Origin of the sequence: Catenulispora sp. EB89, from assembly GCF_041261445.1 — a bacterium.
Taxonomy (GTDB): domain Bacteria; phylum Actinomycetota; class Actinomycetes; order Streptomycetales; family Catenulisporaceae; genus Catenulispora.
In genome coordinates, this window is sequence record NZ_JBGCCU010000041.1 from 68036 (window position 1) to 91332 (window position 23297).

General features: G+C 67.7%; 19 protein-coding genes and 2 pseudogenes. 8 read left to right on the forward strand and 13 right to left on the reverse strand.

Translation table 11 applies throughout. From position 1 onward, the window contains the following. Nucleotides 1-10: 10 nt before the first annotated feature. Together ABH920_RS47005 and ABH920_RS47010 are read left to right on the forward strand one after the other, a co-directional pair. Complete coding sequence (locus ABH920_RS47005; protein ID WP_370355873.1) at nucleotides 11-871, forward strand: metallophosphoesterase; 861 nt, start codon at nucleotides 11-13, stop codon at nucleotides 869-871. A gap of 19 nt (nucleotides 872-890) precedes the next feature. Then, the gene (locus ABH920_RS47010; RefSeq protein WP_370355874.1) at nucleotides 891-1550 is read left to right on the forward strand and encodes a 4'-phosphopantetheinyl transferase; all 660 of its coding nucleotides are present in this window, start codon (nucleotides 891-893) and stop codon (nucleotides 1548-1550) included. A gap of 441 nt (nucleotides 1551-1991) precedes the next feature. On the opposite strand, the gene ABH920_RS47015 is transcribed toward ABH920_RS47010, so the two are convergent. The 6 genes from ABH920_RS47015 to ABH920_RS47040 all read right to left on the reverse strand — a co-directional run bounded on the left by ABH920_RS47015 (nucleotide 1992) and on the right by ABH920_RS47040 (nucleotide 10012). Further along, nucleotides 1992-2210: a DUF397 domain-containing protein gene (locus ABH920_RS47015; RefSeq protein WP_370355890.1), complete on the reverse strand. Its 219-nt coding sequence runs from the start codon at nucleotides 2208-2210 to the stop codon at nucleotides 1992-1994. 148 nt (nucleotides 2211-2358) lie between these two features. Then, on the reverse strand, nucleotides 2359-4572 hold the full coding sequence (locus ABH920_RS47020; RefSeq protein ID WP_370355875.1) for a tetratricopeptide repeat protein: 2214 nt from the start codon (nucleotides 4570-4572) through the stop codon (nucleotides 2359-2361). A 72-nt stretch (nucleotides 4573-4644) separates the two neighbouring features. After that, nucleotides 4645-5025, reverse strand: coding sequence for a hypothetical protein (locus ABH920_RS47025; protein WP_370355876.1), 381 nt, complete (start codon nucleotides 5023-5025; stop codon nucleotides 4645-4647). Between the two features lie 1414 nt (nucleotides 5026-6439). Further along, the gene (locus ABH920_RS47030; protein WP_370355877.1) at nucleotides 6440-8830 is read right to left on the reverse strand and encodes an NB-ARC domain-containing protein; all 2391 of its coding nucleotides are present in this window, start codon (nucleotides 8828-8830) and stop codon (nucleotides 6440-6442) included. A gap of 25 nt (nucleotides 8831-8855) precedes the next feature. After that, nucleotides 8856-9131 carry a DUF397 domain-containing protein gene (locus ABH920_RS47035; RefSeq protein ID WP_370355878.1) on the reverse strand — a complete coding sequence of 92 codons (276 nt, stop codon included), beginning with the start codon at nucleotides 9129-9131 and terminating at the stop codon, nucleotides 8856-8858. A gap of 470 nt (nucleotides 9132-9601) precedes the next feature. Then, the gene (locus ABH920_RS47040) at nucleotides 9602-10012 is read right to left on the reverse strand and encodes a BTAD domain-containing putative transcriptional regulator (RefSeq protein WP_370355879.1); all 411 of its coding nucleotides are present in this window, start codon (nucleotides 10010-10012) and stop codon (nucleotides 9602-9604) included. Nucleotides 10013-10409: 397 nt separating this feature from the next. On the opposite strand from ABH920_RS47040, the pseudogene ABH920_RS47045 reads away from it, so the two are divergent. The 3 genes and pseudogenes from ABH920_RS47045 to ABH920_RS47055 all read left to right on the forward strand — a co-directional run. After that, nucleotides 10410-10529 (forward strand): annotated as a pseudogene (locus tag ABH920_RS47045) (sigma-70 family RNA polymerase sigma factor); the annotation flags it as partial. A 29-nt stretch (nucleotides 10530-10558) separates the two neighbouring features. After that, a complete protein-coding gene (locus tag ABH920_RS47050; RefSeq protein ID WP_370355891.1) occupies nucleotides 10559-10990 on the forward strand; it encodes a hypothetical protein in 432 nt (143 codons plus the stop codon). Between the two features lie 41 nt (nucleotides 10991-11031). Beyond that, a pseudogene (locus ABH920_RS47055) lies at nucleotides 11032-12029 on the forward strand (phosphotriesterase). A 196-nt stretch (nucleotides 12030-12225) separates the two neighbouring features. Here the strand turns inward: ABH920_RS47055 and ABH920_RS47060 are convergent. Further along, nucleotides 12226-13554, reverse strand: coding sequence for an alpha/beta hydrolase family protein (locus ABH920_RS47060; protein ID WP_370355880.1), 1329 nt, complete (start codon nucleotides 13552-13554; stop codon nucleotides 12226-12228). A 106-nt stretch (nucleotides 13555-13660) separates the two neighbouring features. Next, on the reverse strand, nucleotides 13661-14500 hold the full coding sequence (locus tag ABH920_RS47065) for an NAD(P)H-binding protein (protein ID WP_370355881.1): 840 nt from the start codon (nucleotides 14498-14500) through the stop codon (nucleotides 13661-13663). A gap of 93 nt (nucleotides 14501-14593) precedes the next feature. Between ABH920_RS47065 and ABH920_RS47070 the strand changes: the two genes are divergently transcribed. Then, entirely contained in the window at nucleotides 14594-14959 is a 366-nt protein-coding gene (locus tag ABH920_RS47070; RefSeq protein ID WP_370355882.1) for a winged helix-turn-helix transcriptional regulator, read from the forward strand. A gap of 120 nt (nucleotides 14960-15079) precedes the next feature. Here the strand turns inward: ABH920_RS47070 and ABH920_RS47075 are convergent, their stop codons facing one another. The 3 genes from ABH920_RS47075 to ABH920_RS47085 form a co-directional block, all read right to left on the reverse strand. Further along, nucleotides 15080-15502, reverse strand: a complete 423-nt coding sequence (locus ABH920_RS47075; RefSeq protein ID WP_370355883.1) for a ribonuclease domain-containing protein — start codon at nucleotides 15500-15502, stop codon at nucleotides 15080-15082. A 204-nt stretch (nucleotides 15503-15706) separates the two neighbouring features. Further along, nucleotides 15707-16528, reverse strand: coding sequence for a CHAD domain-containing protein (locus ABH920_RS47080; RefSeq protein WP_370355884.1), 822 nt, complete (start codon nucleotides 16526-16528; stop codon nucleotides 15707-15709). After that, the gene (locus ABH920_RS47085) at nucleotides 16525-17487 is read right to left on the reverse strand and encodes a hypothetical protein (protein WP_370355885.1); all 963 of its coding nucleotides are present in this window, start codon (nucleotides 17485-17487) and stop codon (nucleotides 16525-16527) included. The genes ABH920_RS47080 and ABH920_RS47085 overlap by 4 nt, the downstream gene beginning before the upstream one ends. A gap of 92 nt (nucleotides 17488-17579) precedes the next feature. Here ABH920_RS47085 and ABH920_RS47090 point away from each other — a divergent pair, with 92 nt between their 5' ends. Beyond that, the gene (locus tag ABH920_RS47090; protein ID WP_370355886.1) at nucleotides 17580-18359 is read left to right on the forward strand and encodes a cyclase family protein; all 780 of its coding nucleotides are present in this window, start codon (nucleotides 17580-17582) and stop codon (nucleotides 18357-18359) included. Between the two features lie 225 nt (nucleotides 18360-18584). After that, nucleotides 18585-20228 carry a thiamine pyrophosphate-binding protein gene (locus ABH920_RS47095; RefSeq protein ID WP_370355887.1) on the forward strand — a complete coding sequence of 548 codons (1644 nt, stop codon included), beginning with the start codon at nucleotides 18585-18587 and terminating at the stop codon, nucleotides 20226-20228. Between the two features lie 1015 nt (nucleotides 20229-21243). On the opposite strand, the gene ABH920_RS47100 is transcribed toward ABH920_RS47095, so the two are convergent. Together ABH920_RS47100 and ABH920_RS47105 are read right to left on the reverse strand one after the other, a co-directional pair. After that, a complete protein-coding gene (locus tag ABH920_RS47100; RefSeq protein WP_370355888.1) occupies nucleotides 21244-22197 on the reverse strand; it encodes a carbohydrate ABC transporter permease in 954 nt (317 codons plus the stop codon). A 19-nt stretch (nucleotides 22198-22216) separates the two neighbouring features. Next, nucleotides 22217-23164 carry a carbohydrate ABC transporter permease gene (locus ABH920_RS47105; RefSeq protein WP_370355889.1) on the reverse strand — a complete coding sequence of 316 codons (948 nt, stop codon included), beginning with the start codon at nucleotides 23162-23164 and terminating at the stop codon, nucleotides 22217-22219. Nucleotides 23165-23297 lie beyond the last annotated feature (133 nt).

Sequence of the window (23297 nt, forward strand, 5' to 3'; positions counted from 1 at the left end):
AGGGGACGGTATGCACACCACTGAAATGCCGCTGCCGAGGCCGGATGCCACCTGGCGCGGCGGGCATCTGCTGGCCGTCAGCGACCTGCACGTCGCGGTGGCCGGCAACCGTGCCGTCGTCGAAGCGCTACGTCCCGAGAACCCCCAAGACTGGCTGCTGGTCGCTGGCGACGTCGCCGAGATCACGGCCGACTTCGAGGCGACGATGGCCAAGCTGGCGACGCGGTTCACCCGGGTCATCTGGACACCCGGCAACCACGAGCTGTGGACCCACGTTTCGGATCCGGTGCGACTGCGCGGCGAGGAGCGCTACCAGCATCTGGTGCGAATATGCCGACGACTGGGGATCGACACACCGGAAGACCCGTATCCCGTGTGGGCCGGCCCGGACGGGCCCGTCGTGGTGGCGCCCCTGTTCGTTCTCTACGACTACTCATTCCATCCGCCCGGCACCAGTTCCGTCGAAGAAGGCCTCGCCCTCGCGCACGAAACCGGCGTCGTCTGCACCGACGAGTTCCTCCTGCACCCCGACCCGCACCCGACGCGGCAGGCCTGGTGCGAAGCCCGCCTCGCCTACACCGAGAGGCGCCTGTCGGAGCTGGATCCGACGGCGAAGACCGTGCTGATCAGCCACTTCCCTCTCGTACGCCAGCCCACCCAGGTCCTGAGATACCCGGAGTTCGCGCAGTGGTGCGGCACCGTACACACCGCCGACTGGCACACCCGGTTTCGGGCCATCGTGGCTGTCTACGGGCATCTGCACATTCCACGCACCACGCACTACGACGGCGTTCGCTTCGAGGAAGTCTCCCTGGGCTACCCGCGGGAGTGGAGCCACCGAGACGCCTTCACGCCACGATTGATCCTTTAAACCTGCCGAGGTCACTGTCTTGAAAACCCTTCTGCCGCCCAGCGTCGCCGTCGCCGAAGCTTTCGGCGATCCGCCGGAGGCGGTTCTCCTCCCCGCCGAAACCGAGGCGATCGCGCGCGCCGTAGACAAGCGCCGTCGCGAATACACCACAGTCCGCTACTGCGCACGCCTGGCGTTGGGCGAACTCGGTCTACCACCGACGGCGATCCTGAACGGCTCAAAACGCGAGCCACTTTGGCCAGCCGGCATAGTGGGGGCCCTGACACACTGCGATGGCTATCGCGCCGCCGCGGTCGTGCGGGCGAGCGAGGCGGTGACGTCACTCGGCATCGACGCCGAGCCTCATCTGGCACTGCCGGACGGCGTGCTCGACACGATCACAAACCCCGAGGAACTCTCACACCTCGCATCCCTGACACGCCAGGAACCGACTATCCACTGGGACCGTTTGCTGTTCAGCGCTAAAGAATCGGTCTACAAGGCGTGGTTCCCGGTAGCCCGGTGTTGGCTCGGTTTCGAGGACGCAACGCTACGCTTCGATCCGTCCGACGGCACGTTCGCCGCGCAGTTGCACGTGATCGGACCGGTGATCGGCGCCGCCCCGCTGACGGCGATGCGGGGCCGCTGGCGAGTGCACAACGGGCTGGCCCTCACCGCGGTAGTGGTCCCAGTCTCATGACAACGTCGAGACCAGCGTCGCCCTCCGTACTCCAGTATCGGTGGGCAACGCCATCCAAGACTCAGCGTTGCGGATCGCATACTCCGGATCCCGCTGCCCCGCACCGTACCGCATCGTGCCGCACAGGCGGCCAGCACGGCGCTCATGCCCGACCGCAACGCGCCCTCGCCTGAGACTGGTTGACTGGTCGTCTGTGTTTGGCGTGCTGTTCCGCCCGTGACCTGGACGGACCCGAGCAAGCCTGGCGTTGGCAGGCGCGTCTACCGTGTCAATGGGAAGATCCGCCGCGCCGGCCGAGCACTGCCGTCGGTGCCGTCAGATCGCGCTGGTGGTAGTGGTGCGCTGTTTGCTGTGGTTGCTGTGCAGATCCGGCTCGAATCGGCGAATCCAGAACCGGCATTCTGGGGCAACCTCCATCGTGAGTCTCGACCGGCGAGTTGATTAGAGCTCGTCTTCGAACTCTCCCTTGCTGACGCCGTCGATGAATGCAGCCCATTCACGGGCAGTGAACTTAAGGTGCGGGCCGCTGGGATCCTTGCTGTCCCGGACTGCTCTACCCCCGTCGGGTAGCCATGCTACTTCCACGCAGGACCCGGAGCTGCCGCTGGCAGAAGCCTTCCGCCACGCTCGTCCGCTCGTCCGCTCGTCCGCTCGTCCCAGCCGATTTTATTTTGTCATCGTCGCCAGGAAGTGATGCTGCTGCTGTCATCGTGTCTGTCTTTCACTCGAAGGTGTCTTAGCGCGCCAGGTGGCGCCATAGTGGCCGTTGAATACATATGTGGTTGATGCGGTCCTGGGGGCGTGGGTTTCATCGTGGGTTAGCTGTTGTCGTTGCGGCGATGCCTAGGCTGCGTCTGAGGTTCGTCGCCCACAGCTCGAAGTCTGAGGCCTCGTCGGTTCGGCCCAGGTCACGATAGACAACAGCGATGGCACCTATGGTGACTAGCTCGCCGGCGCGGTCGCCGAGCATGCGTTGGATCGCGCCGGCTTGTTGATAGGCGCTCAGTGCGTCCGATGGCCGCCCCGTGGCCCTTAGCACGTGGCCTTGTACCACAAGCGCCAAGCTTTCGAAGTGGCGGTTTTCGAGCGTCTCGGCGACTGAGAGCGCATCTGAGATGCAATCGCTTGCTTCCTCGGTTCGCCTCAGGGCGAGTAGGGCTTCGGCTGTAATGATCAGGACACTGAACTGCCCGGTCTGTTCGTTCGCGGCCCTATGGATGGCCAAGGCTTCCCGGAAGTAAGTGACTGCTTCTTCAGCGTTGTGGGCGGCCAGGCGGACACGCCCCAGCCCTTCGGCCGGGTAGCCGCACAGCTGGTCAAAACCGCTTCGCCGACAGAGATTCAGCGACTGCTGGAACGTGTCCGTGGACGCAGTCAGGCGCCCGGCCTGGAGGTGAAGGTAGCCCAGGAGGTTCAGGACCCACGCTTCACCAAGGTGATCTGCTCGGCTCTGGTGGATATCTAGAGCTGCGTGGTAATACTCTGATGCTTCGTCGAGGCGCTGGGACTGTCGGCATGCCATGCCCAGTGACGCGAGCAGCGCGGCCTGTCCATCCAGCGAACCCTCGCGAGTCGCAGCGTCCAATCCCATGCGACCGATCGTGAACCAGTCGTCGAAGTAGCCGTTGTGAGCGTACACGAAGCTCAATGCTGCCGGGATCTGCCAGGCCGGCCGATCCAGGCCGACTTCGGCGGCTGCCCGGACGACTGCGATCAGATTGTGCCGCTCGCTCCGGAACCATTCGATCGCGGTGGTGTAGTTGTTGAATCGCTGCGGCTCGACCTCGGGGCGGGGCTGGTCCAGGCGGGCGTGGTGCGAGGCCTGCTCGTAGGGGGCCACCTGCCGGACGTGCGCCGCCGATTGCAGATACCAGTCGAGCATGCGGGCCAAAGCGTCGGTGCGGTCGGAGGATGACTCATCGGTTCGGACTTGGTCCGAGGCGTAGGCGCGCAGCAGGTCGTGTAGTCGGTATCGGTCGGAGGCAAGCTGCTCGATCAGGTGCGCGCCGACAAGGTCGTCCAGGAGCCGGGCCGCCCGACGTCGTGGCAGGCCGGCCAGCGCGGCGGCGGCCCCAGTTGGGAAGTCGGCCCCTGGGTGCAGGCCGATGAGCCGGAACATTCGGGCTGCTGGCTCAGGCAGGGCTCGGTACGACCAGGCGAACACGGTTCGTACCGCGTCGGCTTCGGCGGCGTCTTCGGCGGACAAAGCGTCCCAAAGTGAAGACTCGTCTCGCAGATCTTCGATGAGATCTGCCAGCGCCATCATGGGCCGGGCGGCGGCCCTCTCCGCCGCGATGCGCAGTGCCAGTGGAAGGCGAGCACATAGCCGCGCGAGTTCGGCGACATCGTCTTCGTTGTCGTTGCCGCCGCGGTAGCTGTCGATGGTGGATCTGAGTAGCTGGACAGCCTCGGCGTCACCGAAGGTGTGGACGGCGATCCTGACAGCGCCGTCCCTGGCGACGAGGCCTGACAGCTGGCTACGCGAAGTCACTACTACGATGCAGCCTTCCGCGGCTGGTATCAATGGTCTGGCCTGCTCGGCCGAGCCGGCGTTGTCGAGTAGGACCAGCATCCGTCGTTCGGCCAGCAGGGATCGGTACAGAACTGATCGGGATTCCAGATCATCCGGGATGGAATCAGCGGGCACTCCTAGGGCTTCGAGGAACCGCAAGAGGGCTTGAGCCGGTTCCACGCGTGCCCCGGGCCCGTAGCCATGGAGATCGACGTGCAGTTGGCCGTCAGGAAATTGATTCCGGACTCGGTGGGCCCAGTGCACAGCTAGCGAGCTTTTGCCCACGCCGGCCGTTCCGGCGATCAAGACGACTTTGCTGCCCGGGCCACCGGGCTGGGCGGCAATCAGGAAGTTGCTCAGGGACTCTAGGTCGGTGACACGGTTCACGAAGCCGTGGACATCGTGGGGCAGTTGCCGTGGTGTGGGCAGGGGCACTCCGGAGGCGCTGTGGAAGTGAACACCGCCGTTGATGTCGCGGGCTTGCACGACGTCACGGGCGTTGCCCGACAACTCAGATCTCTGGCTCGCGGTTCGATCTTCCCTGGGTTCGTCTCGCACAACCGTCCCCCGTCTGCTGAGGGCTCAGCTGAAGCTGACCGAACCGGAGATGTTCCCGGCCTGGACGACGTTTCCGTGAACGGTACCTGAGAGCGTGTTGACCGTGTTTTCGGAGCTGCCGAAGGTTCTTGCCGTCTCCGCTGCCCAGTCATGCAGGCTCTGGGCGAGAGCGGGGTCGGCCACGGCGAGCGTAGCCAGATGTTGTGCGAAGGGCTCGATGTCCCTGGGGTCGGGGCGCAGCAGCGGGGCGGCTGCAGCGTCGGCTTCGTTTGGGGTTTGGCGCCGATGCTTCGTCAGCAGAGTCGAGAGTGCAGACCAGGCCTTCTTTCCGGCTTCTCCCGCGGCTGAATCCAAGGCTTTCGTCAACGCGCTAACTAGCATGGGTACCGTGATGATCGGGTCCATTGGTCCCTCCGTGAAAGTCTCGTGCGTCGACCGTCGGTCTGTCCGCCCTGGCAGGACGGGGCTACTGGGGGTAGTCGTAAGTATGCCTAGTAGCACCTTCCAAGCCCCGATCATCGTTCAAACGGTGCCAGTATGCTGCGAAAGCCACCCCTTCGGCAACTGATCGGCTGCGCTGGGTGAGCGCTGCTGTCGTTGGTAGGTCGGACGGCCATGGTGTGCTCACGGTTTCTCGCAGACCCTGCCGCTGCCCGCAAGTCCGTGCGGTGTTGACGTGCAACTGCGGCGGTCGTCGGGAGCGGTGTAAGCCACTGGTACTCGGTCCGAAAGCGTGTTCCGCAAGCGCTGATTGATGCTGTGGATCCGCGAGTGGGCGACGGGCTCGCGCTGAACCTCTTGCTGACTGAATGGGCTCTTCCGCTCCAAAACATGGATATGGGTAGCTATCCTGTGTTGATGGCGGTTCTGCGACTCGCGTCCAAGTGCGGGGCTGATATTTGTCTCGCTCACTGTCGTTCCTGGATTACGAACGAGCGAGAGTATTCGGGCCGCGGATGGCGGCATGCGAGGGATTCCTTCAGGTAGGACGGTGCTGTTGAGTTGGGGTTGAGAGGTGCTGGCTGAATGCTGGCAGTACGAGAGGTCAGCGAACAGTACTCCCACGACGTTCTCATTCGCCCCGGGTCCTCAGCTCCTGGCGTCTGTCCGGTGTGTCGGACTTGGGTCTATGGCAATTCGCCGTGCTCGCCCTGCCGGCGTAACCAGAGGCTGCTCGGCGCCGGTACCGCTGATCTCGTCACCCCGATCAGTCTGTCGGTCAAAGGCCGGCAGCTTGCGCGTGAGCTTCGCCAATACAAGCATCCCCACCTTCGGGATTCGGCTGAAGCAGTCGCGACCAGGCTGGCATGTGTCTGCTGGCGCTTCCTGGCTGAACACGAATCCTGCCTTGCTGACGCAGCTCTCATTGATTCACAGACCTTTGATATGGTCACAATTGTGCCAAGCGCCAGCGGTCGGCGTGGGGAGCATCCGTTGCGCCGGATTGTGGCAACTGTCGTCGCGCCGACCAGAGATCGTTACGCTGATCTACTGGAACCGACGGGGATCGCTATCCGCGACCACGAGTGCGTACCAAACCGCTATCGTACGCTGGAGAGTCTAAGCGGGAAGTCGGTGCTGCTCGTAGACGACACCTGGACTACCGGAGCGCATGCCCAGTGTGCATCGAGCGTTCTCAAGGCTGCTGGGGCAGCCCGAGTGGTGGTGTTGGTCCTTGGCCGTTACGTCAATCCCGAGTTCACCGACCATCGGTCAAGAATACGAGAGGCGCTGCAAAAGGGTTTCTCCTGGGGGACTTGCTGCGTTCACAGAGAATAGCGGCGTGGCTACCGCGAGGCGAATGTCATGATTGTGCCGGTCAGCCTTCAGCTTGGGCGCGTAGCGCATTAGCGACGGGGTCATGGAAGCGGGCCAGAATGGCGGATGCCTTCCGGCGATTTTCGTGAGCTGCTTCGATCTCGCCCATGTCTTCTTGGGCGGTCGCCAAAGCCAGAAGAGCGTCGGCGTGGAACCAGTGGCTGTCGAGTTCCTCGAGTACGGCTGTGGATTGGCGTAGGTACGGGATCGCGTCTTCGGCGCGTCCGGAGCCGATGTAGGAGCGACCAGTTAGTGCCCACGCCACAGCCTCTTGATCACGATGGCCCAGTCGGCGGAACATCGTCGCGGCGCTGTGACTCGCCGCCAGGCACTCGGCCCGGTCGCCTCTGGCCAGTGCGATCCTGGCCTGTTGGATCAGCCCGAACGCCTGCGCAGCACGTTCGCCGAGCTCCGCGCTGATGGCCAACGATTCAGCGATTTTGGTGTGTGCATCGGCCGTTCGACCAGAGGCCAGCCGCACGCGGGACATCAAATTGAGAACGGCCGCCTCGTTGCTTCGTTGTCCGAGCTGGCGCATGATGTCGAGGCTTTCGCTGAGCAGCTCATCTGCCCGTGACCATACCCCCAACTCCAGCCACGCCCAGCCTAGATTCATGAGACATAGACCCGTAGGGTAGCGATCTTCCAAGCGGCGGGCTGCCGATAAGCCGCGGGTTAGGTGGGTCTCGGCGGAATCCAGATCTCGAACCTGCAGACACGCCAGGCCCATCCCGTTGAGGGCGAAGACCTCACCGAGTGGCGACCCGGACTCGGCGAACGCATCGGCTGACGCGACGTATCGTTCACGCGCCCGGTCGAGGCGCCCGGCATAGCGGTCGCCGATAGCCAGAGCATTGAGCAACACCGCTTCGCCGTAACGGTCGCCGAGCCGCCTGGCGGCTTCAAGACCCCGTTCTTTGGCGGCGGTCCAGGTGTCGATGGGATCGAAGGCTGGGGAGATCTCCTGAACGACAGCGGGAATCTGCCACGCAATACGGTCCAGACCCGCGGAAGCAGCGACTTCGGTGGCCAACAGCAGATTCGTGCGCTCGGCGTGGTACCACTTTGCCGTGGCATCGGGCGTATCCAGGGTTGGAATGGCACTGGTCAAGCTGTCTGGTCCAATGTCGATCGGAGCCAGGCGGTCACGGGGTTCTGCAGTCGCGGCCGTCCGCAGATACCAGGTGAGTAAACGCTCGACAGACGATCTCCGCTCGTCCTCAGATTCATCGTCGCGAGCCTGGTCCATCGCATACGCGCGCAGCAAGTCGTGAAACTGGTACCGGTCGTATTCGATCTCCTCCAGCAAATGAGCCCCGACCAACGCATTCAGGCGCCGGCGTGCCTCGACTGGGGTGAGGCCGGCCAGGGCGGCCGCAGCGTGAAGGCTGAACTCGGGCCCTGGATGCAGCCCAAGCAGACGGAACATGAGCGCGGCCTCAGGAGTGAGTGCGCGATAAGACCACGCGAATACTGTCCGCACCGCGTCTGCCTGACTGCCCTCATCAGTGGACAGGGCATCCCACAAGCTGGATTCATCGCGCAGGTCATGGATCAGTTCTCGAAGAGGCATGTGCGGCCGTGACGCCGCGCGTTCCGCGGCGATGCGCAGTGCGAGTGGAAGGAACGCGCACAGCTGCGCCAGTTCAGCGAGGTCGTCTTCCCGGTCTCCCATCCGATGACCTTCGTTGGCCTTGCGAATCAGCGCGACAGAGGCTTCTCGCGACAGAGTGTCCAGGCTGATACGGCGCGCACCGTCCCGGGCCGCCAGACCCGACATTCGGTTTCGGCTCGTGATCAGGACCAGGCATCTATCCGTTCCTGGCAGTAGGGGACGTACCTGCTCGGCCGTTGCAGCGTTATCAAGGACGACCAGCATCCTTTGTTCGGCGACCAGCGTTCGATAGAGCTCCGCGCGTTCCTCCTCAGTGGGGGGCATTCGGTCTGGTGCGACGTGCAACGCACGCAGGAATCGCTCGAGTACCTCGCGCGCAGTGACGGGTTCGCCCGCGTCATAGCCACGCAGGTTGACGTAGAGCTGCCCGTCGGGAAAGTGCTCACGGATCAGGTGAGACCAGTGGACGGCGACCGATGTTTTGCCGACTCCGGCTGTTCCTGCGACCAGGAGTACTCCTGGTGTTCTGAAGTCGGCGTGTGCTGGATCGCCGACGGCAGCGTGCAGGAGTGCCAGTTCTTTGGTTCGGTTGACGAACCCGCGGACGTCGGCAGGCAGCTGCTGGGGGCGAGGGCCGGGGGCCGTCGGTACGTGGAAATGGACCCCGCCGGAGACGTCCCGGGCCTGAACGACATTCCCGTACGCGTCCGTGATTCTCGAGTGCGTGGATTCGTCTGGTCGAGGGACCGGGTCGCTCTCTTCGTTCCCGCGCGTCATCGGTCCCCCGGTCTCTACGTGGAGATCACAGTCTCCTGGTGAACGTGTCGAACTCGCCGGCCTTGGCGCCATCGACGAAGGCGCTGAACTCGGGCTGGGTGAATATCAGGTACTGCTGTTCAGGGTGCTTACTGTCGCGCACCGCGACGTGGTGATTCGGCAACTGTGCGACCTCTAGGCAGTTTCCGCCGGTTCCGTTGCTGGCAGTTGCCTTCGTCCAGTTGAGATCGGCGGAAGCCAGCCGTACCGGATCCGGATCAGATCGGTCGTCGGTCGTCGGTCGTCGGTCGTCGGTGCCCATTGTCTCAACCTCAGTTCTGAAGTCGTTGGGTGTGGATCGGTGTGTCGCCGTATTTCATCCGAAAGTGGCTCGGCGCGCCGGGGTAGCGCCAGCAGTACTTGAGGGTAGCTGGCGGCTGATTCCCTTTGCCAGGTATTAGCCTTACTGCCGTCAGCTCTGAGTCCGAGGCAGGCTATTACACCATGCAGCGTCAGGCAGCCGAACCGCCTGGCGGCCGACTGTGCGGGCTGTCTATTCCCGGATCACGGGCGTTCCGGGGGCCGGCGACTCTCACGTCGCTGCGGGCGCCAACCGAGCTCATGCGCGGACTTGGCAAGGCTCAAGCACCGGCCAGAGCCGTCGTCGACGACGTGGAAGGCCTCGAATCCGACTTGGCTGCGTCAAGAGCGGCAGTAACGGCGCTGGCTAGGTCTCTTGCCGATAGCGCGGGTACGCGGGTGCCGTCCAAGTACCGGGTCTCTGCTGGCCGGTCAAAGATCGGCAGCGCCCACAGCAGGCAGGCCGACTCCGTCGTCGGCCATGCGATCCTCAGCGCCGAGACGACCAACTAGCCGGCCAGCCCGTCGCGGGCGAACCGCGCCGCTCGCCCTGCCGTGCGCAGGTCGGAGGTGGCAGTTGTGATGAGGATCTCGAGATCGCTCTTGCGTCCGGCGACGAAGTCGGGTCCGGCTTCCACAGCGTCTATCGGTGCCGTGGGTTTTGCCGGACTTCGGCAGTTCCGGGCGGGGCTCGGTGCCGGTGTGTTCCTGCAGCTGTTTGCGGATTTCGCAGTAGACGGCCAGGGCGTCCGCGGTGCGGCCGTCTTTGTCCAGTGACGTCATCGGCAATGCGGCGATGTGCTCGGCGGTCCGGTTCGTCGCCGCCAGCTCGGTAAGTTCCATCTACGCGTACGCTCCACCTCCGCCTATGAGGAAGGAGCTCAAGGCGTGCAGCCTCGGCCTCGGGTGTGGTCGCACCACCTCCACCTGTGCGGAGATCCTTTCCGTCCGCATAGTTCAGCCCACCCTGAGGAGGGCCGTGGAAAACCTCTTATCGTCAAACGTGCTGGCTCTCACCGACAGCACCCTCACCGCGTCACCGGTAATCAACGCGTACCGCGCGAAGACTGTCCCCCTAGGCGCGGCGCCATCACGGTGGTCGGAACCTCGGCGGACAGGAGCGGCGATGACGGCACATCCGGGTGGGGACGCGGTCGGAGACGACGTGGCGCTCACCCGCGCCGCACAGTCCGGGGAGGTCGCGGCCCTCGGCCTGCTGCTGGAGCAGCACCGGGCGGGGATGCGCGCGGTCGCGTTGAGCATCCTCGGGCCCGGTCCGGACGCGGACGACGCGGTGCAGGACGCCGCGTCGATCGCGCTGCGCGGGATCGGCGACGTCCGGGACCCGGCGGCCGTCGGTGCCTGGCTGCGGATGATCGTGCGGAACCGGTGTCGGGACATGAAGCGCGCCGCGCGGAGGTCGAGCCGTACGCCGTGGTGCCCCGGCCGCGGTGGGAGGGCCGGGCCGGCGGAGGCGTCGGCGTCGGCGCCAGCCCGGAGGACGTGCTGGACCGCCTCGCGATGCGCGACTGGACCAGGATCGGCGACGGCGCGCTCATCCGGGACGCCATGGACGTCTCGCTGGCCGCCGGGGTGCGCCAGCGGCCGGTGAATGTGGCCGCCGGGCGGTCGGTGGCGGTGTGGGAGATGGACATGATCATTCCGACCGACGATCCCGAGCACTGGCCGGCGGCGTTGGCGTGGATCATGAGCCTGGACGGCGGCCGGGTCAGCCAGCTGCGACTCGTCCACCCGGTGCCGCTGGACGGTCCCGCGACCCCGGACCTGTACGCGCTGACCCAGAAGGCCCCGGGCGCCTGAGGGCGTGAGGGCCGGGGGGCCGGAGGGCCAGGAGCTCGGACATGACCACCAGCGTGGAAACGACCACAGCGACAACCACAGTCCAGACCGTCCGCGGACCGGTCGCGGCCGACCGGCTCGGCACGGTGCTGATGCACGAGCACATCTTCGTCCTGGACAAGGAGATGCGCCGGAACTACCCGGAGATGTGGGACGAGGAAACGGTCGTCGCGGAGGCGGTGACCAAGCTGAACGCCCTCGCGGCGCGCGGGGTGTCGACCGTCGTGGACCCGACCGTGGTCGGCCTGGGCCGCGACGTGGCGCGGGTGGCGCGCGTGAACGAGCGGGTGGACCTCAATATCGTGGTGGCCACCGGGCTGTACACGCTCGCCGACGTCCCGCTGCTGTTCCGCTAGCGCGGCCCGGGCACGCTGCTCGGCGGCGAGGAGCCGATGGTCGCGCTGTTCGTCCGCGACCTCACCGAGGGCATCGCCGACACCGGCGTGCGCGCGGCGGTCCTGAAGTGCGCGATCGAGAAGTCGCTGACGCCGGGCGTGGAGCGCGTGATGCGGGCCGTGGCCAAGGCGCACCTGCGCACCGGGGCGCCGATCGTGGTGCACACCAGCGCCGCGCACCGCACCGGACTGGTCGCCCAGGACGTCTTCCGCGGCGAGGGGGTCGATCCGGCGGCGCTGGTCCTGGACCGCAGCGGGGACACCGACGACCTGGACTATGTCCGGGCCCTGATCGACGGCGGCTCCCCCGTCGGGATGGACCGGCTCGGACTGGACCTGTACCTGCCCGGCGAGCAGCGCATCGCCAACCTCGTGAAGCTGGTCGGCGAGGGCCTGGCCGGGCGGCTGACGCTCTCGCACGACGCGTCGTGCCACATCGACTGGTTCCCGCCGGGGGTGCGCGAGCAGATCACGCCGAACTGGAACTTCACTACATCCCCGACCAGGTCCTGCCGGCGCTGCGCCACGCCGGCGTCACCGAGGAGCAGATCACGACGATGCTCGTCGACAACCCGCGCCGGTTTCTGACCGGGGGCCGTGGGTGATCGCGGAGCCGGAGCCCTGCGATGGTGCCGAGGACGCCCGCGACGACCGCGACACCCACGACACCCACGACACCCACGACACCCACGACACCCGCGGCGGCCTCGGCCGGAGCACCGAGGCCGCCGCCGAACGTGGGCGCGGTCACCGTTGGTATGCGCGATGCCCGCTCTCAGGCCATTGGCTCAGACCACCGGCTCAGGCCAAGAACTCGATCTCGGGGTAGGCGGGCGACGGCCGGTCGAGCAGATGGTTGTCGTGCCCCCGAACGAACCGGTCGAAGTAAGCCCGCACATACGTCCGCACGTCGAGCACCGACCGGGTCGGATCCACCGTCCCGATCAGCTCCTGCACCGTGCTCGGCGGGTAGTCGATGGCGGCGGCGGCCTCCGGCACCAGCGACTGCAGGTCGGTGTACGAGTTGTGGGCGGCGTTCGCCAACCGCAGCAGCTTGTGCCAGCCGCGCAGGTGCGACCAGGTCTGGGCCCAGCTCGGGTCGTCGCTGAGATCGTGCAGCTGCGAGCACATGAACAGGAACGGCCGGTCCAGCCCGGCGCTCAGGACCGGGCCGTACAGCGAGCCGTCGAGGTTGATCCCGGCCCGGATCCGGCGGTCGTCGAGCATCGCCCACGCCGATGTGGCGCCGCCCATGGAGTGCCCGTACATCCCCACCCGGGACAGGTCCAGCGCCTCGGCCAGGCCGTGCGGCAGCGGACGGTGGTCGACGTCCGGGTTGCGGCCCGCCGCGATGGCGCACAGCTGGTCGAGGACGAACACCGCGTCGGCGGTGCGGACCGAGACGGCTTCGGTGTTGATCGGCAGGGAGTCCGGCGGGATCGTGCGCGGCTCGACGTGGCCGTCGGGGAACTCGACCTCGGCGCTGTCGTGCGTGTGGTCGATGGTGACGACCACGTAGCCGTGGCTGACCAGTTCCTCGGTGAGTGTCGTGCAGGTGTCGCGGTCGCCGCCGGAGCCCGGCGAGAACAGCAGCACCGGACGTGGCCCGCCCCGGCGCTCGGCCGGAGCGCCGTCGTGGCCGTGGGTGGCCGGCACGGACACCAAGCCCGGCGCGATCGCGCTGTCCTGCAGGTACGCGGACCACGCGTTGGCCGGCAGCCAGGGCACGGCGCCGTGGCCGTCGACGTCGTGCGCCGGGTACCAGATGCCGATCATCAGCTCGCGCAGCGGATGCGACGGCACCCACGGATCGCGCCGGGACTGGTCGACCAGGTGCAGCGCGACGTTCCCGACCCGGTGCGGGCCGGTCGGCGCGGGCAGGCTGAGCTGGACCGGCCCGGCGGCCGCGAGTGTTCCCGCGCCGGCGGCGGAAGCGGCGGCGGCGTGCGCCGTCCCGGCCGACAGCGTCGGCACGACGGCGCCGACGCCGAGCGCGGTCAGGCCGGCCAGGGCGGTGCGCCGGCTGGGGCGCGCGGTGGCGAACGCACCGGCGAAGGGGGCGGAGGCGGCGGAGGGCGCGAAGGGCGCGGAGCGGACAGTGGCGCGAGCGGTGGAGCGGGGTACGGACATGAGTTCTCCTATCCCGAGTTTCCAGAGAGACCGTTGTCGCAGAACTCTGCTTTACCAGACCCGGAGGCGTGTGTGCGCGATCCGTGCCCGCTCCGTCCCGGCCGCCTCAGCGGAACGCGGCGATATTGCTCCGAACCCACTCCGCGAACGAGCGCGGCGCGCGGCCCAGCACCTTCTCGACGTCCGGGCTGACGCGCAGCTCGGCCGGCGTGGGGGAGCTGAGGATGTCCAGGGTGTCGTCGGCGAGCTCGCCCGGCATGCTCTGCTCCATCCCGGCCTTGGCCTCCGCGCGGGTGAGCTCGTGGAAGCGCACCGGCGTGCCGAGCGCCGCGGCGATGGCCTCGGCCTGCTGCCGCGGCGTGATGACTTCCGGCCCGGTCAGCTCGTACACGCCGCCGTTGTGCCGGTCTTCGGTTAGGGCGGCCGCGGCGACCGCGGCGATGTCCGCCGGGTCGATGAGCGGCACGCCGGTGTCGCCGAAGGGCGCGGCGACGAGCTGCCGCGTGCGCACGGATTCGGCGAACCACAGGGCATTGCTGGCGAATCCGCCGGGCCGCAGGATGGTCCATTCCAGACCGGACTCCCGCAGCGTGTCCTCCAGCTCGCGCATCGCGATCCGCGTCCTGCCGAAGGGCCGGGTCGCCACCCCCAGCGTGGACAACAGGACGATGCGACGCACCCCGCTGTCCGCGGCCTTGCTGATGACGTCCGCCGGGTTGGCCCCCAGCGCGTGCAGGTCGCCGGACAGCAGCAGGAACAAGGCTTTCGCTCCCGCCAGCGCCGGCTCCAAACTTGCCGGCTCGGCGAGGTCGGCGACGATGTGGCGGACGCCCTCCGGCACCGCCGCGGTGTGCCGCGACACCGCCGTCACCTGCTCGCCGGCCTCGGCCAGCGCCTGCGTCAGGGGACGGCCTATGTTTCCGGTAGCACCGGTCACCACGATCATGAACTGCTCCTTCGTCCGAATGTCTTGCCTGCTCCGAACGGTAGGAGGCTGGCTAACTTTTGGTAAGGACATACCTGGAGGTAAGCTCATGACATGACGGGAGGCGCGCAGCTGACACCGGCCGGAAGCGGGCCGTTGTATGACGTGTTTCACACCGACTGCCCCGCGCGCGACGTGGTCGACCACGCGACCAGCCGGTGGGGGATCTGGGTGCTGATCTCCTTGCGGGACAAGGATCTCCGGTTCTACGAACTGCGCGACGGGATCGAGGGCGTCAGCGAGAAGATGCTCGCGCAGTCGCTGCGCGCGCTCGTCGAGGACGGCCTGGTCTGGCGGCACGTCGAGCCGACGACGCCGCCTCAGGTCACCTATGGTCTGACCGACTTCGGCCGCGAGGTCGGCGAGCCGCTGATGGAGTTGTTCAACCGGGTCACGCGCCGGTTGATGCCGTCGGGCTGAGGCCGTCCGGCACAGACTGCGCCGCCGCCGGAATCCGACGGCGGCGCAGACTACGCGGCGATCGTGGCGCTCGCGATGATCGCGGTGCTCGCCGTGATCGCCGTGATCAAGACAGTGCGACTACGACAGCGCGTAGAAGTCGGCGTAGTGGTCCGGCGAGTACCAGACCTCGCCGGTGTTCATGTCCACGACGATCCGCACCGCGTCGCGGTGGGCCCCGCAGGAACGCGGGTAGACGTCGAACTCCTGGAAGCTGTCGCCGGAGGGCAGCTGGCCGTCGTCGTTGTAGTAGGTGCCGCCGGCGTAGTTGCACTCGCCGTCGGGCCAGTTGTACCAGCCACGAGAGCTCGGGTAGTTCATGGACGACCAGGTCGAGTTCGCCGAGGCCGCGTCCGAGCATCCGGAGATGGTGCAGGAGTTGTACACCGTCGCGTTCGCGGCGGGGCTGGCGATGACGGTGACGGTGACGGCGGACGCGGTGGCGGCGACGGCCACGGCGAGGCGTTTCGTCCAGGACAGGCCGAGACGGCGCTGGGGGGTCATGGAACCTCCAGGTCGTGGGGGAAGGTGGTCACCGTCACTGTGACGCCGAATGCGGGTCTTCGCTACAGGGCAATCCCTGTACATCCGCCGCGTTCGTAAAGGTTCACCTGTCAGGGCTCGGATACGTTCCGTGCACGTCGCCCGGCGTTTGCCGAAGATCGTCGAGCGCGGATATTCGCGGGTAGTCGTCGGATCGCCGGCGCGCTAGCCGAGACTCGGCCGAGCCGCCTTCCACGCCTTCCGCACGTTCCGGTCGAAGTCCCGCGAGTCGCAGCGCACGAGCCCGAGCAGCACGCCGTAGGTGAACGCGTTCTCCCCGGCCTGGTACGCACCGGCGGCCAGGTCGGTGAGCGCCGAGGCGGTGACCACGCGGTCGTGTTCGTCGCCGAGCACGTCCTGCAGCGCCTTGATCGGCTTGGTCGTCAGACCCAGCGCCTCGCCGGCGTAGCGGGCCCGGCGCGCGACCTTGCGGGCCTCGTGCATCGCGATGTCGCGGTCGGCGCCCGGCGGCATCGGGAGCGCGTGCTGCATTCTGGTGCGGACGCGGCGGTGCAGGCGCGAGAGGTCGGGGTCCTTGTCGGGCTGCACCGCCGCGAAGTAGGCATCGAGGTGCTTCAGGAGCCTGCGATAGCGCGGGGAGTCCATGGCTTCGGTGACGAGTCCGAGGGCTGATTCCCGTTCCAGGGCGAAGACCGCCTCGACGCGGGTGCGCACCGGGCCGAGGACGTACTCCTGCGGCGTCCGGTCCAGGAGGTCGAGGACCTGGGCTTTCAGCACTTCGGCCTCGCGTGCCGGGCCCAGCGCGTCCCCGAGCCAGCCCAGCTCCTCGATCAGGGCGGCGCGCCGTTTGCCGCCGGGGAGCACGTCTTCGAACGTGCGCAGGTTCGCGCGCAGGGTGCGGGCCGCGACGCGCATCTGGTGCACGGCGTCGGGGGCGTCGTCGCGGACCGCCGGCTTCAGGGCGGAGAGCGCGTCGGCCTGGGCTTTCAGGGATGTCAGGAGGCTCAGGTGGGTCATGCGGTTCATGTGGTGAATCCCATGTGCACGTGGTCGTGATGGGTCCGGTCGCTGAAGAACTGCGGACCCGACAGCTGCCGGGGGCCGCCGACGTTGTAGGAGCCGAGCGCTGCGGCCCGGCGCATCAGGTTGTCGACGAGTGCGGTCGGAGTGGCGGGGTTCACGACAGCGTTGCCGTCAATTCGCCATACGTCAACTGCCCGTCCACGTGGATGGTCGGACGGCCGGGTGGTGCCGAAGACGTCGATGGGGTGGCCGGAGCGCACCATGCTGACCGTGAGCTCGTGGTCCTGGGCCAGTTCGAGCAGCACGGTCAGGACGCTGTCGTGCACCTGGCCGCTGCGGACGTCGGCCAGCCCGGCCGGCGGCAGGCTCACACGCGAGGAGGCGAGCAGGGCCCGGGCGGCGGCGCTCGGGGTCGCGGTCGGCGGGCCGGGGTCGGAGGGGTTCACCTGCGTGACCTGCCAGCGCGGGCTGGCCTGGACGAGGCGGACGTCGTAGGTGGCGACGCTGGTGACGACCAGGACGCTCGCGGAGGTGTCGAGCAGGCCTCCGTACTGCGCGTCGAAGATCTGGAGGTCGGGGCGGTTCAGCTGGGCGGTGATGTGCTCGACGGCGACCGCTTTGACGTCCGGGTCGAGTTCGCCGGGGCCCGGTGTCCAGAGGGCGGCGGGGGTTGGTTTCGCGGACGGTGCGGATGACGTGGGCGGCGGCGAGCTCGATGCGGTGCTCGATGGTGTCGATGTCAGTCCGGACGCGGATCCCGACGGTGATCCCGATGGCGGCGCGGTTGTCGCGCCCGACGTCGTCGCCGTGCCGGTCGCTCCGGTCGCTCCGGTCGTCCCGGTCGCCGGCGTGCTCGTCGCCGCGCCGCCGACGTTGCCGTGCGAGGAGTCACAAGCGGCCGTGACCGCTGCCGCTCCCAGTGCCGCGATGCCGCCCCGGAGAATCGTCCGCCTTGTGCTCATACGCTTCAGTATCCGTCAGAATCCGCGCGGGGCGGGGAAAGAGCGCGCCGCCGCGGCTGACGAGCCGCCGTGCCGGGAGTACGGTGCACGGTATGACGCTGCTGGCCCAGCTGGCCGAGGCGGTCGCCGCCGGGACGATCGAGGTGGTCGACCTCACCGCGCCGCTGTCGCACGAGACGCCGATCCTGCAACTCCCCGAGCCCTTCGCCAACACGGTCCCGTTTTCGCTCCGCGAGATCAGCCACTACGACGAGCGCGGCCCCGCCTGGTACTGGAACGACATCGTCACCGGCGAACACGTCGGCACCCACTTCGACGCCCCGGTCCACTGGATCACCGGCCGCGACGGCGAGGACGTCTCGCAGGTGGCGCCGAGCCGCCTGATCGGCCCCGCGGTGGTCCTCGACGCCTCCGACAGCGCGGCCCAGGATCCCGACCACCTCCTGCAGATCGAGGACGTCCAGGAGTGGGAGGCCAAGCACGGAGCACTGCCGGCCGGCGGCTGGCTCCTCTACCGCACCGGCTGGGACGCCCGAGCCGCCGACCAGGCCGCGTTCCTCAACGCGAACGAGACCGGGCCGCACACCCCGGGGATCTCGCCCGAGTGCGCCAAGTGGCTCGCGGAGCAGACGCCGCTGCAAGGTATCGGCGTGGAGACCGTCGGCACGGACGCCGGCGCCGCGCACAGCTTCGACCCGCCGTTCCCGTGCCACTCGTACATGCTCGGCGCCGGCAAGTACGGCCTGACGCAGCTCCGCAATCTGGACCGGCTGCCGACGCGCGGGGCGCTGCTGATCGCGGCGCCGCTGCCGATCGTGCGCGGCTCCGGCAGCCCGGCGCGCGTGCTCGCGCTCGTCGAGCGGGAGGCGTGAGGGGCCGGCGCGGGGCTGGTTTATTGCTGTTTATTACTGTTTATTGCTAGTTATTGCTGGTTTGTCGGCGGTAATGCGGCCGGTCGGTGAGGCCTTGCTTCGCGGTTCTGCCACCCCAGCGGCGTACGCGCACCGTCGCGCGCCCCCGCCCGGATCCCCACTTCTCGTTGTGAAGCGTGCTGCGGCGGGTAGGAACCTGCCGCGTCCCGAGCGATCGGAGGACTCATGTCCGCAGAAGAGACCGTCGCCTCCGAAGTCGGCCAGACCCTGCGCGAAGCCGGCGCCGATGTGGTCTTCGGCGTGGTCGGCAGCGGCAACTTCCACGTCACCAACGCCCTGGTCAGTGCCGGCGCGCGCTTCGTCGCCGCGCGGCACGAGGGGGGTGCGGCCACGATGGCCGACGCCTACGCGCGCGCCAGTGGCCGGCTCGGGGTGCTCTCCGTGCACCAGGGGCCCGGGCTCACCAACGCCATGACTGGTATCGCCGAAGCGGCCAAGAGTCGCACGCCGCTGGTCGTGCTGGCCGCCGAGGCCACGTCGCGGCTGTCGAACTTCTGGGTCGACCAGAACGCGCTCGCGCGGGCCGTCGGCGCGCTGCCGCGCCGCGTCAACAGCGCCAGGTCGGCACGGGCCGACACGCTCACCGCGGTCGCCACCGCACAGTCCGAGCGCCGGACCGTCATCCTCAACCTGCCGCTGGACGTGCAGCAGCAGCGCGTCGAGGCCGGCAATCGCTTCGGCCTGCTGGCCGGCGGGAGCACGGTGCACCCGCGCGAGGACGACATCTCGGCCCTCGCCGCGCTGATGGAGGAGGCCGACCGGCCGGTGTTCATCGCCGGGCGCGGCGCGCGGCTGGCGGACGCCGGCGAGGCCATCGCCACCCTGGCCGAGCGGGCCGGCGCGCTGCTGGCCACATCGGCGGCGGCCCGCGGACTGTTCCGCGGCGAGGCCTTCGACCTCGACGTCAGCGGCGGCTTCGCCACACCGCTGGCCGCGGACCTGATCCGGTCTGCGGACCTCATCGTCGGCTGGGGCTGCGGCCTGAACATGTGGACGCTGCGCCACGGCACGCTCATCGCCCCCGACGCCAAGGTCGCGCAGGTGGATACGGAGCAGGACGCGCTGGGGCGGCATCGGCGCGTGGATCTGGGGGTGATCGGCGATGCTGCTGATACGGCGCGCCAGGTCGCGGATCGGGTGCCGGCCAAGCGCGGGTACCGGTCGCAGGAGATCGCCGACCTGGTGCAGACCGAGGGGCGCTGGCCGCTGATCCCGTTCACGGACCGCTCCACGGCTGACCGGATCGACCCGCGCATGCTTTCGGCGGAACTCAACGCTCTGATTCCCGCCGAGCGCACGGTGGCGGTGGACTCCGGGAACTTCATGGGGTATCCGGTGATGTATCTGGACGTGCCGGATGCCGAGGGGCTGGTGTTCACACAGGCGTACCAGTCCATCGGCCTGGGTCTCGCGACGGCGATCGGGGCCGCGCTGGCACGCCCGGACCGCCTGACGGTCGCCGCGCTGGGAGACGGCGGCGCGCTGATGTCGATTACGGAGCTGGAGACGGCGGTACGCGAGCAGCTGGGGCTGCTGATCGTGGTCTACAACGACGCGGCGTACGGGGCCGAGGTCCACCACTTCGGACCGCACGGCGACGACCTGGGCACCGTCACCTTCCCCGACACCGACATCGCCGCGATCGCGCGGGGGTTCGGGTGCGAGGCGGCGACCGTTCGTACGCCGGCGGATTTGAAGGTGCTGGCGCCTTGGCTGGCCGGACCGCGGGACCGGCCGTTGTTGCTTGATGCGAAGGTGGCTGCGGACCAGGCTTCTTGGTGGTTGGAGGAGGCTTTTCGGGGGCACTGAGGGGGCTGGTGCATCAGGCCACTGAGCTGCCTGGGTGCGGTTGGGGTGTGGGTTTTACAGGCGATTTTTACGGCTTCGCCTAAGGTTTGGTGACCTCGCTGGGGGACGCAGTTCGGTTGTGCGGGGCGGGGTTGCGCTGGCGGCTGGCGGTTTTCGCGTGCACGACCGCGCGGTGGTTCAGGTCTTTGTGGCAATGCGCTGGCGGTCGGCGGTGGCGGTGTCAGTGGTGCGTGCTATATCTACGTATAAGGGGCGATAATGTCCTAACAAAATGCCGCCACGTCGACCCGCACAACAGGGCTGCGCTGGCGGCCAGCGGTTTTCGCGGACATGACCGCGCGATGGTCCGACTCGCGCTGCGGTGCTTTGGCGGCTGGTGGTTTTCGCGGGCACGACCCGGCACAGGTCCGAGTCGCTGCGCGCGTTTGGTCTGGCGGCCGCCGGTTTTCGTGGGCACGACCGCGCACCGGTTCAGGTCTGTGCGGCGGTGCGTTGGCGGCTGGCGGTTTTCGCGTCCACGACCACGCACAGGTCCGAGTCACTGCGCACACGTCATGTGGGCGGCTGCCGGCCGCGTTTGGTGGGCACCTCGAGGCCTCCGGCGGGCGCTCTACAGCGAGGGGGTGACCCGCGCGACCTCCTCCAGGCGGCGGCCCGCGACTGTTCGGCTTGCCATCACGCTGTTGCCTGCGCCGCGCTGCCTGCCGGCGGTGTTGCTTGTGGTCGCCGAGGTTCTGGGTCCCTCACCGCGTCGTCGCCGTAAACGGAACCAGTCCGGTCCGGCGGTATCAAGCCGCACCCCTGCTGCTGTGGTGCAGTCGCGCCCGGCTTGACACCACCGGCCCGGCCAGGTTGGCTTCGCCCGCCGACGCGGCGAGGGACCCAGAACCAACACCCCACATGGTCCTTCGGACCCCCTCACCACACCACCGGCCGCGCTGCCCCGTCACCAACCGAAGCCCAAAACCGCAGTCGGCGGTGGCTTCGCCACCGCCGACCACCCGAGCTCCAGCCCCTACTTCAACGTCCCCGCCGTCAACCCCGCCTGCACCTGCCGTTGGAAGGACAGGTACACCGCCATCACCGGCAGCATCGCGATCGTCATCCCTGCGAACAGCGCCGGGAAGTCTCCGCTGTACCCCTGCGCCACCATCAGCGACACCAGGCCCTGCGACAGCATGTAGTGCGGTGCCTCGCCGTGCTGCGACTGCATCAGCACCACCGGCAGCAGGTACTGGTTCCACTGGCCCAGGATGTTGAAGATGCCCACGCTGATCAGGCCTGGCTTGGCCATCGGGAGCATCACCTGGAAGAAGGCCCGGGTGTGTGACGCGCCGTCGATCAGCGCCGCCTCGTACACGGCCGAGGGCAGTGTGCGGAAGAACGCGTGCAGGAAGAACACTGTGAACGGCATCGAGAACGCGACGTACACCAGGATCAGTCCCTGGTACGTGTTCAGCATGTGGAGCTTGCTCACCTGGAAGAACAGTGGCACCAGCGCCAGGTACACCGGTAGCATCACGCCGCTGACGAACAGGTAGTAGATGAAGCGGTTGCCGCGGAACTCGAACCGTGCCAGTACGTACGCCGCCATTGCGCCGAACAGCATCGTCAGGGACACCGAGAACACCAGCACGATGACCGTGTCCTTCAGATACGTGCTGATTCCGGTGTGCCAGGCGCGGGAGAACGCGTCGAACGACCAGTGGTGCGGCCAGGACCATGCGCTGCCGTTGAGTTCGCTGGTGTTCTTGAACGCTCCGAGTACCACCCACAGCACCGGGCCAACGACCATGATCCCCCAGATGACCATGAATCCGGTGCCGAACACGTTCAGGGTCGCGCCGGACTCGCCGAAGCGCCGGGTGCGCTCCGTGCCGGCGCCGCTGCTGCCGGGCTTTGCGCTCGGCGTCCCCGGGGTGCCCGATGCCGGGCTCGCTGGCGGGGTCTGCGTCATATCGGCTGCCATGTCGTCTTTTCCTCCGCGCTCAGTACTCGAGGCGCTCGCGGCGCGTGGCGCGCAGGACGACGAGCGAAAGGATGAGGGTGATGAAGAAGATGACGACGCCCATCGCGCAGGCGTACCCGGCCTTGCCCAGTACCTGGAAGTTGCGCATCAGGTACGTCGCCAGGACCTCGCCGTGCTCGTCCGGGCCGCCGCCGAAGCTGGAGCCCGGGGTCAGGGTGGCCACCAGGGCGAAGGCGTCCATCGCGGCGACTGCCAGGTAGACCCAGGCGGTCTGCACTGAGTCCCACAGCAGGGGCATCGTGACCTTGAAGTAGGTCTGGGTGCGTCCGGCGCCGTCCAGCAGGGCCGCCTCGTAGTAGTCCCGGGGGATTTGCTGCATCGCTGCCGAGAACAGCACCAGGTAGAAGCCGACCCACTGCCAGACCAGGATGAACATGATGCACCAGAGCACGAACGTGGGGGAGTTCAGGAACTCCCAGGGGTGGTTCGCGTCTGTCAGCCCGAGTTTGATGACGATGGCGTTGAACAGGCCGACGCTGTTGGACTCGTAGGCGGCCTGGAACAGGATCACGACGATCGCGACCGAGAGTACCTGCGGGAAGAAGAAGATGACCCGGAGGAAGGCCGAGCCTCGGATGCCCTTCACGCCGCCGAGACCGCCGCGGCGTCCGCCGACGTTCAGCATGAAGGCGAAGAACATCGCCAGGATGATGGTGACCGTGGGGAACACGATCAGGATGATCATGTTGTGGCCCAGGGCCTTGAGGAAGATCGAGTCGTGGAACAGGTCCACGTAGTTCTTGAACCAGACCGTCTTGGTCGGCGGCGCGACGCCGCTCCACTCCGTCAGGGAGTAGCCGAAGGTCTCGATGTAGGGCCAGATGACGAAGGTCAGATAGACCGCGAGCGGCCCCGCGAGGAACGAGGCGATGAACAGCCGCTCTCTGGTCTTCTTGCGCAGCCGCATGGCGCGTGCTCCCGGGGAGGAAAGGGGAGGGTGGGACTGTGGCGGAGGGTGCGCCGTGGGCGCCGGACGGTGCCGGCGGGCCCGGCGGGGGGGGGGGCGGGGGGGGGCCGGAGGTGCAGGGGGGCCGCGTGAA

Coding starts and splice junctions, on each gene's coding strand:
- ABH920_RS47005 (WP_370355873.1), top strand. CDS start 11: ATGCACACCACTGAAATGCCGCTGCCGAGGCCGGATGCCACCTGGCGC.
- ABH920_RS47025 (WP_370355876.1), bottom strand. CDS start 5,025: ATGGACCCGATCATCACGGTACCCATGCTAGTTAGCGCGTTGACGAAA.
- ABH920_RS47030 (WP_370355877.1), bottom strand. CDS start 8,830: ATGACGCGCGGGAACGAAGAGAGCGACCCGGTCCCTCGACCAGACGAA.
- ABH920_RS47035 (WP_370355878.1), bottom strand. CDS start 9,131: ATGGGCACCGACGACCGACGACCGACGACCGACGACCGATCTGATCCG.
- ABH920_RS47040 (WP_370355879.1), bottom strand. CDS start 10,012: ATGGAACTTACCGAGCTGGCGGCGACGAACCGGACCGCCGAGCACATC.
- ABH920_RS47060 (WP_370355880.1), bottom strand. CDS start 13,554: ATGTCCGTACCCCGCTCCACCGCTCGCGCCACTGTCCGCTCCGCGCCC.
- ABH920_RS47065 (WP_370355881.1), bottom strand. CDS start 14,500: ATGATCGTGGTGACCGGTGCTACCGGAAACATAGGCCGTCCCCTGACG.
- ABH920_RS47070 (WP_370355882.1), top strand. CDS start 14,594: ATGACGGGAGGCGCGCAGCTGACACCGGCCGGAAGCGGGCCGTTGTAT.
- ABH920_RS47075 (WP_370355883.1), bottom strand. CDS start 15,502: ATGACCCCCCAGCGCCGTCTCGGCCTGTCCTGGACGAAACGCCTCGCC.
- ABH920_RS47080 (WP_370355884.1), bottom strand. CDS start 16,528: ATGAACCGCATGACCCACCTGAGCCTCCTGACATCCCTGAAAGCCCAG.
- ABH920_RS47085 (WP_370355885.1), bottom strand. CDS start 17,487: ATGAGCACAAGGCGGACGATTCTCCGGGGCGGCATCGCGGCACTGGGA.
- ABH920_RS47090 (WP_370355886.1), top strand. CDS start 17,580: ATGACGCTGCTGGCCCAGCTGGCCGAGGCGGTCGCCGCCGGGACGATC.
- ABH920_RS47095 (WP_370355887.1), top strand. CDS start 18,585: ATGTCCGCAGAAGAGACCGTCGCCTCCGAAGTCGGCCAGACCCTGCGC.
- ABH920_RS47100 (WP_370355888.1), bottom strand. CDS start 22,197: ATGGCAGCCGATATGACGCAGACCCCGCCAGCGAGCCCGGCATCGGGC.
- ABH920_RS47105 (WP_370355889.1), bottom strand. CDS start 23,164: ATGCGGCTGCGCAAGAAGACCAGAGAGCGGCTGTTCATCGCCTCGTTC.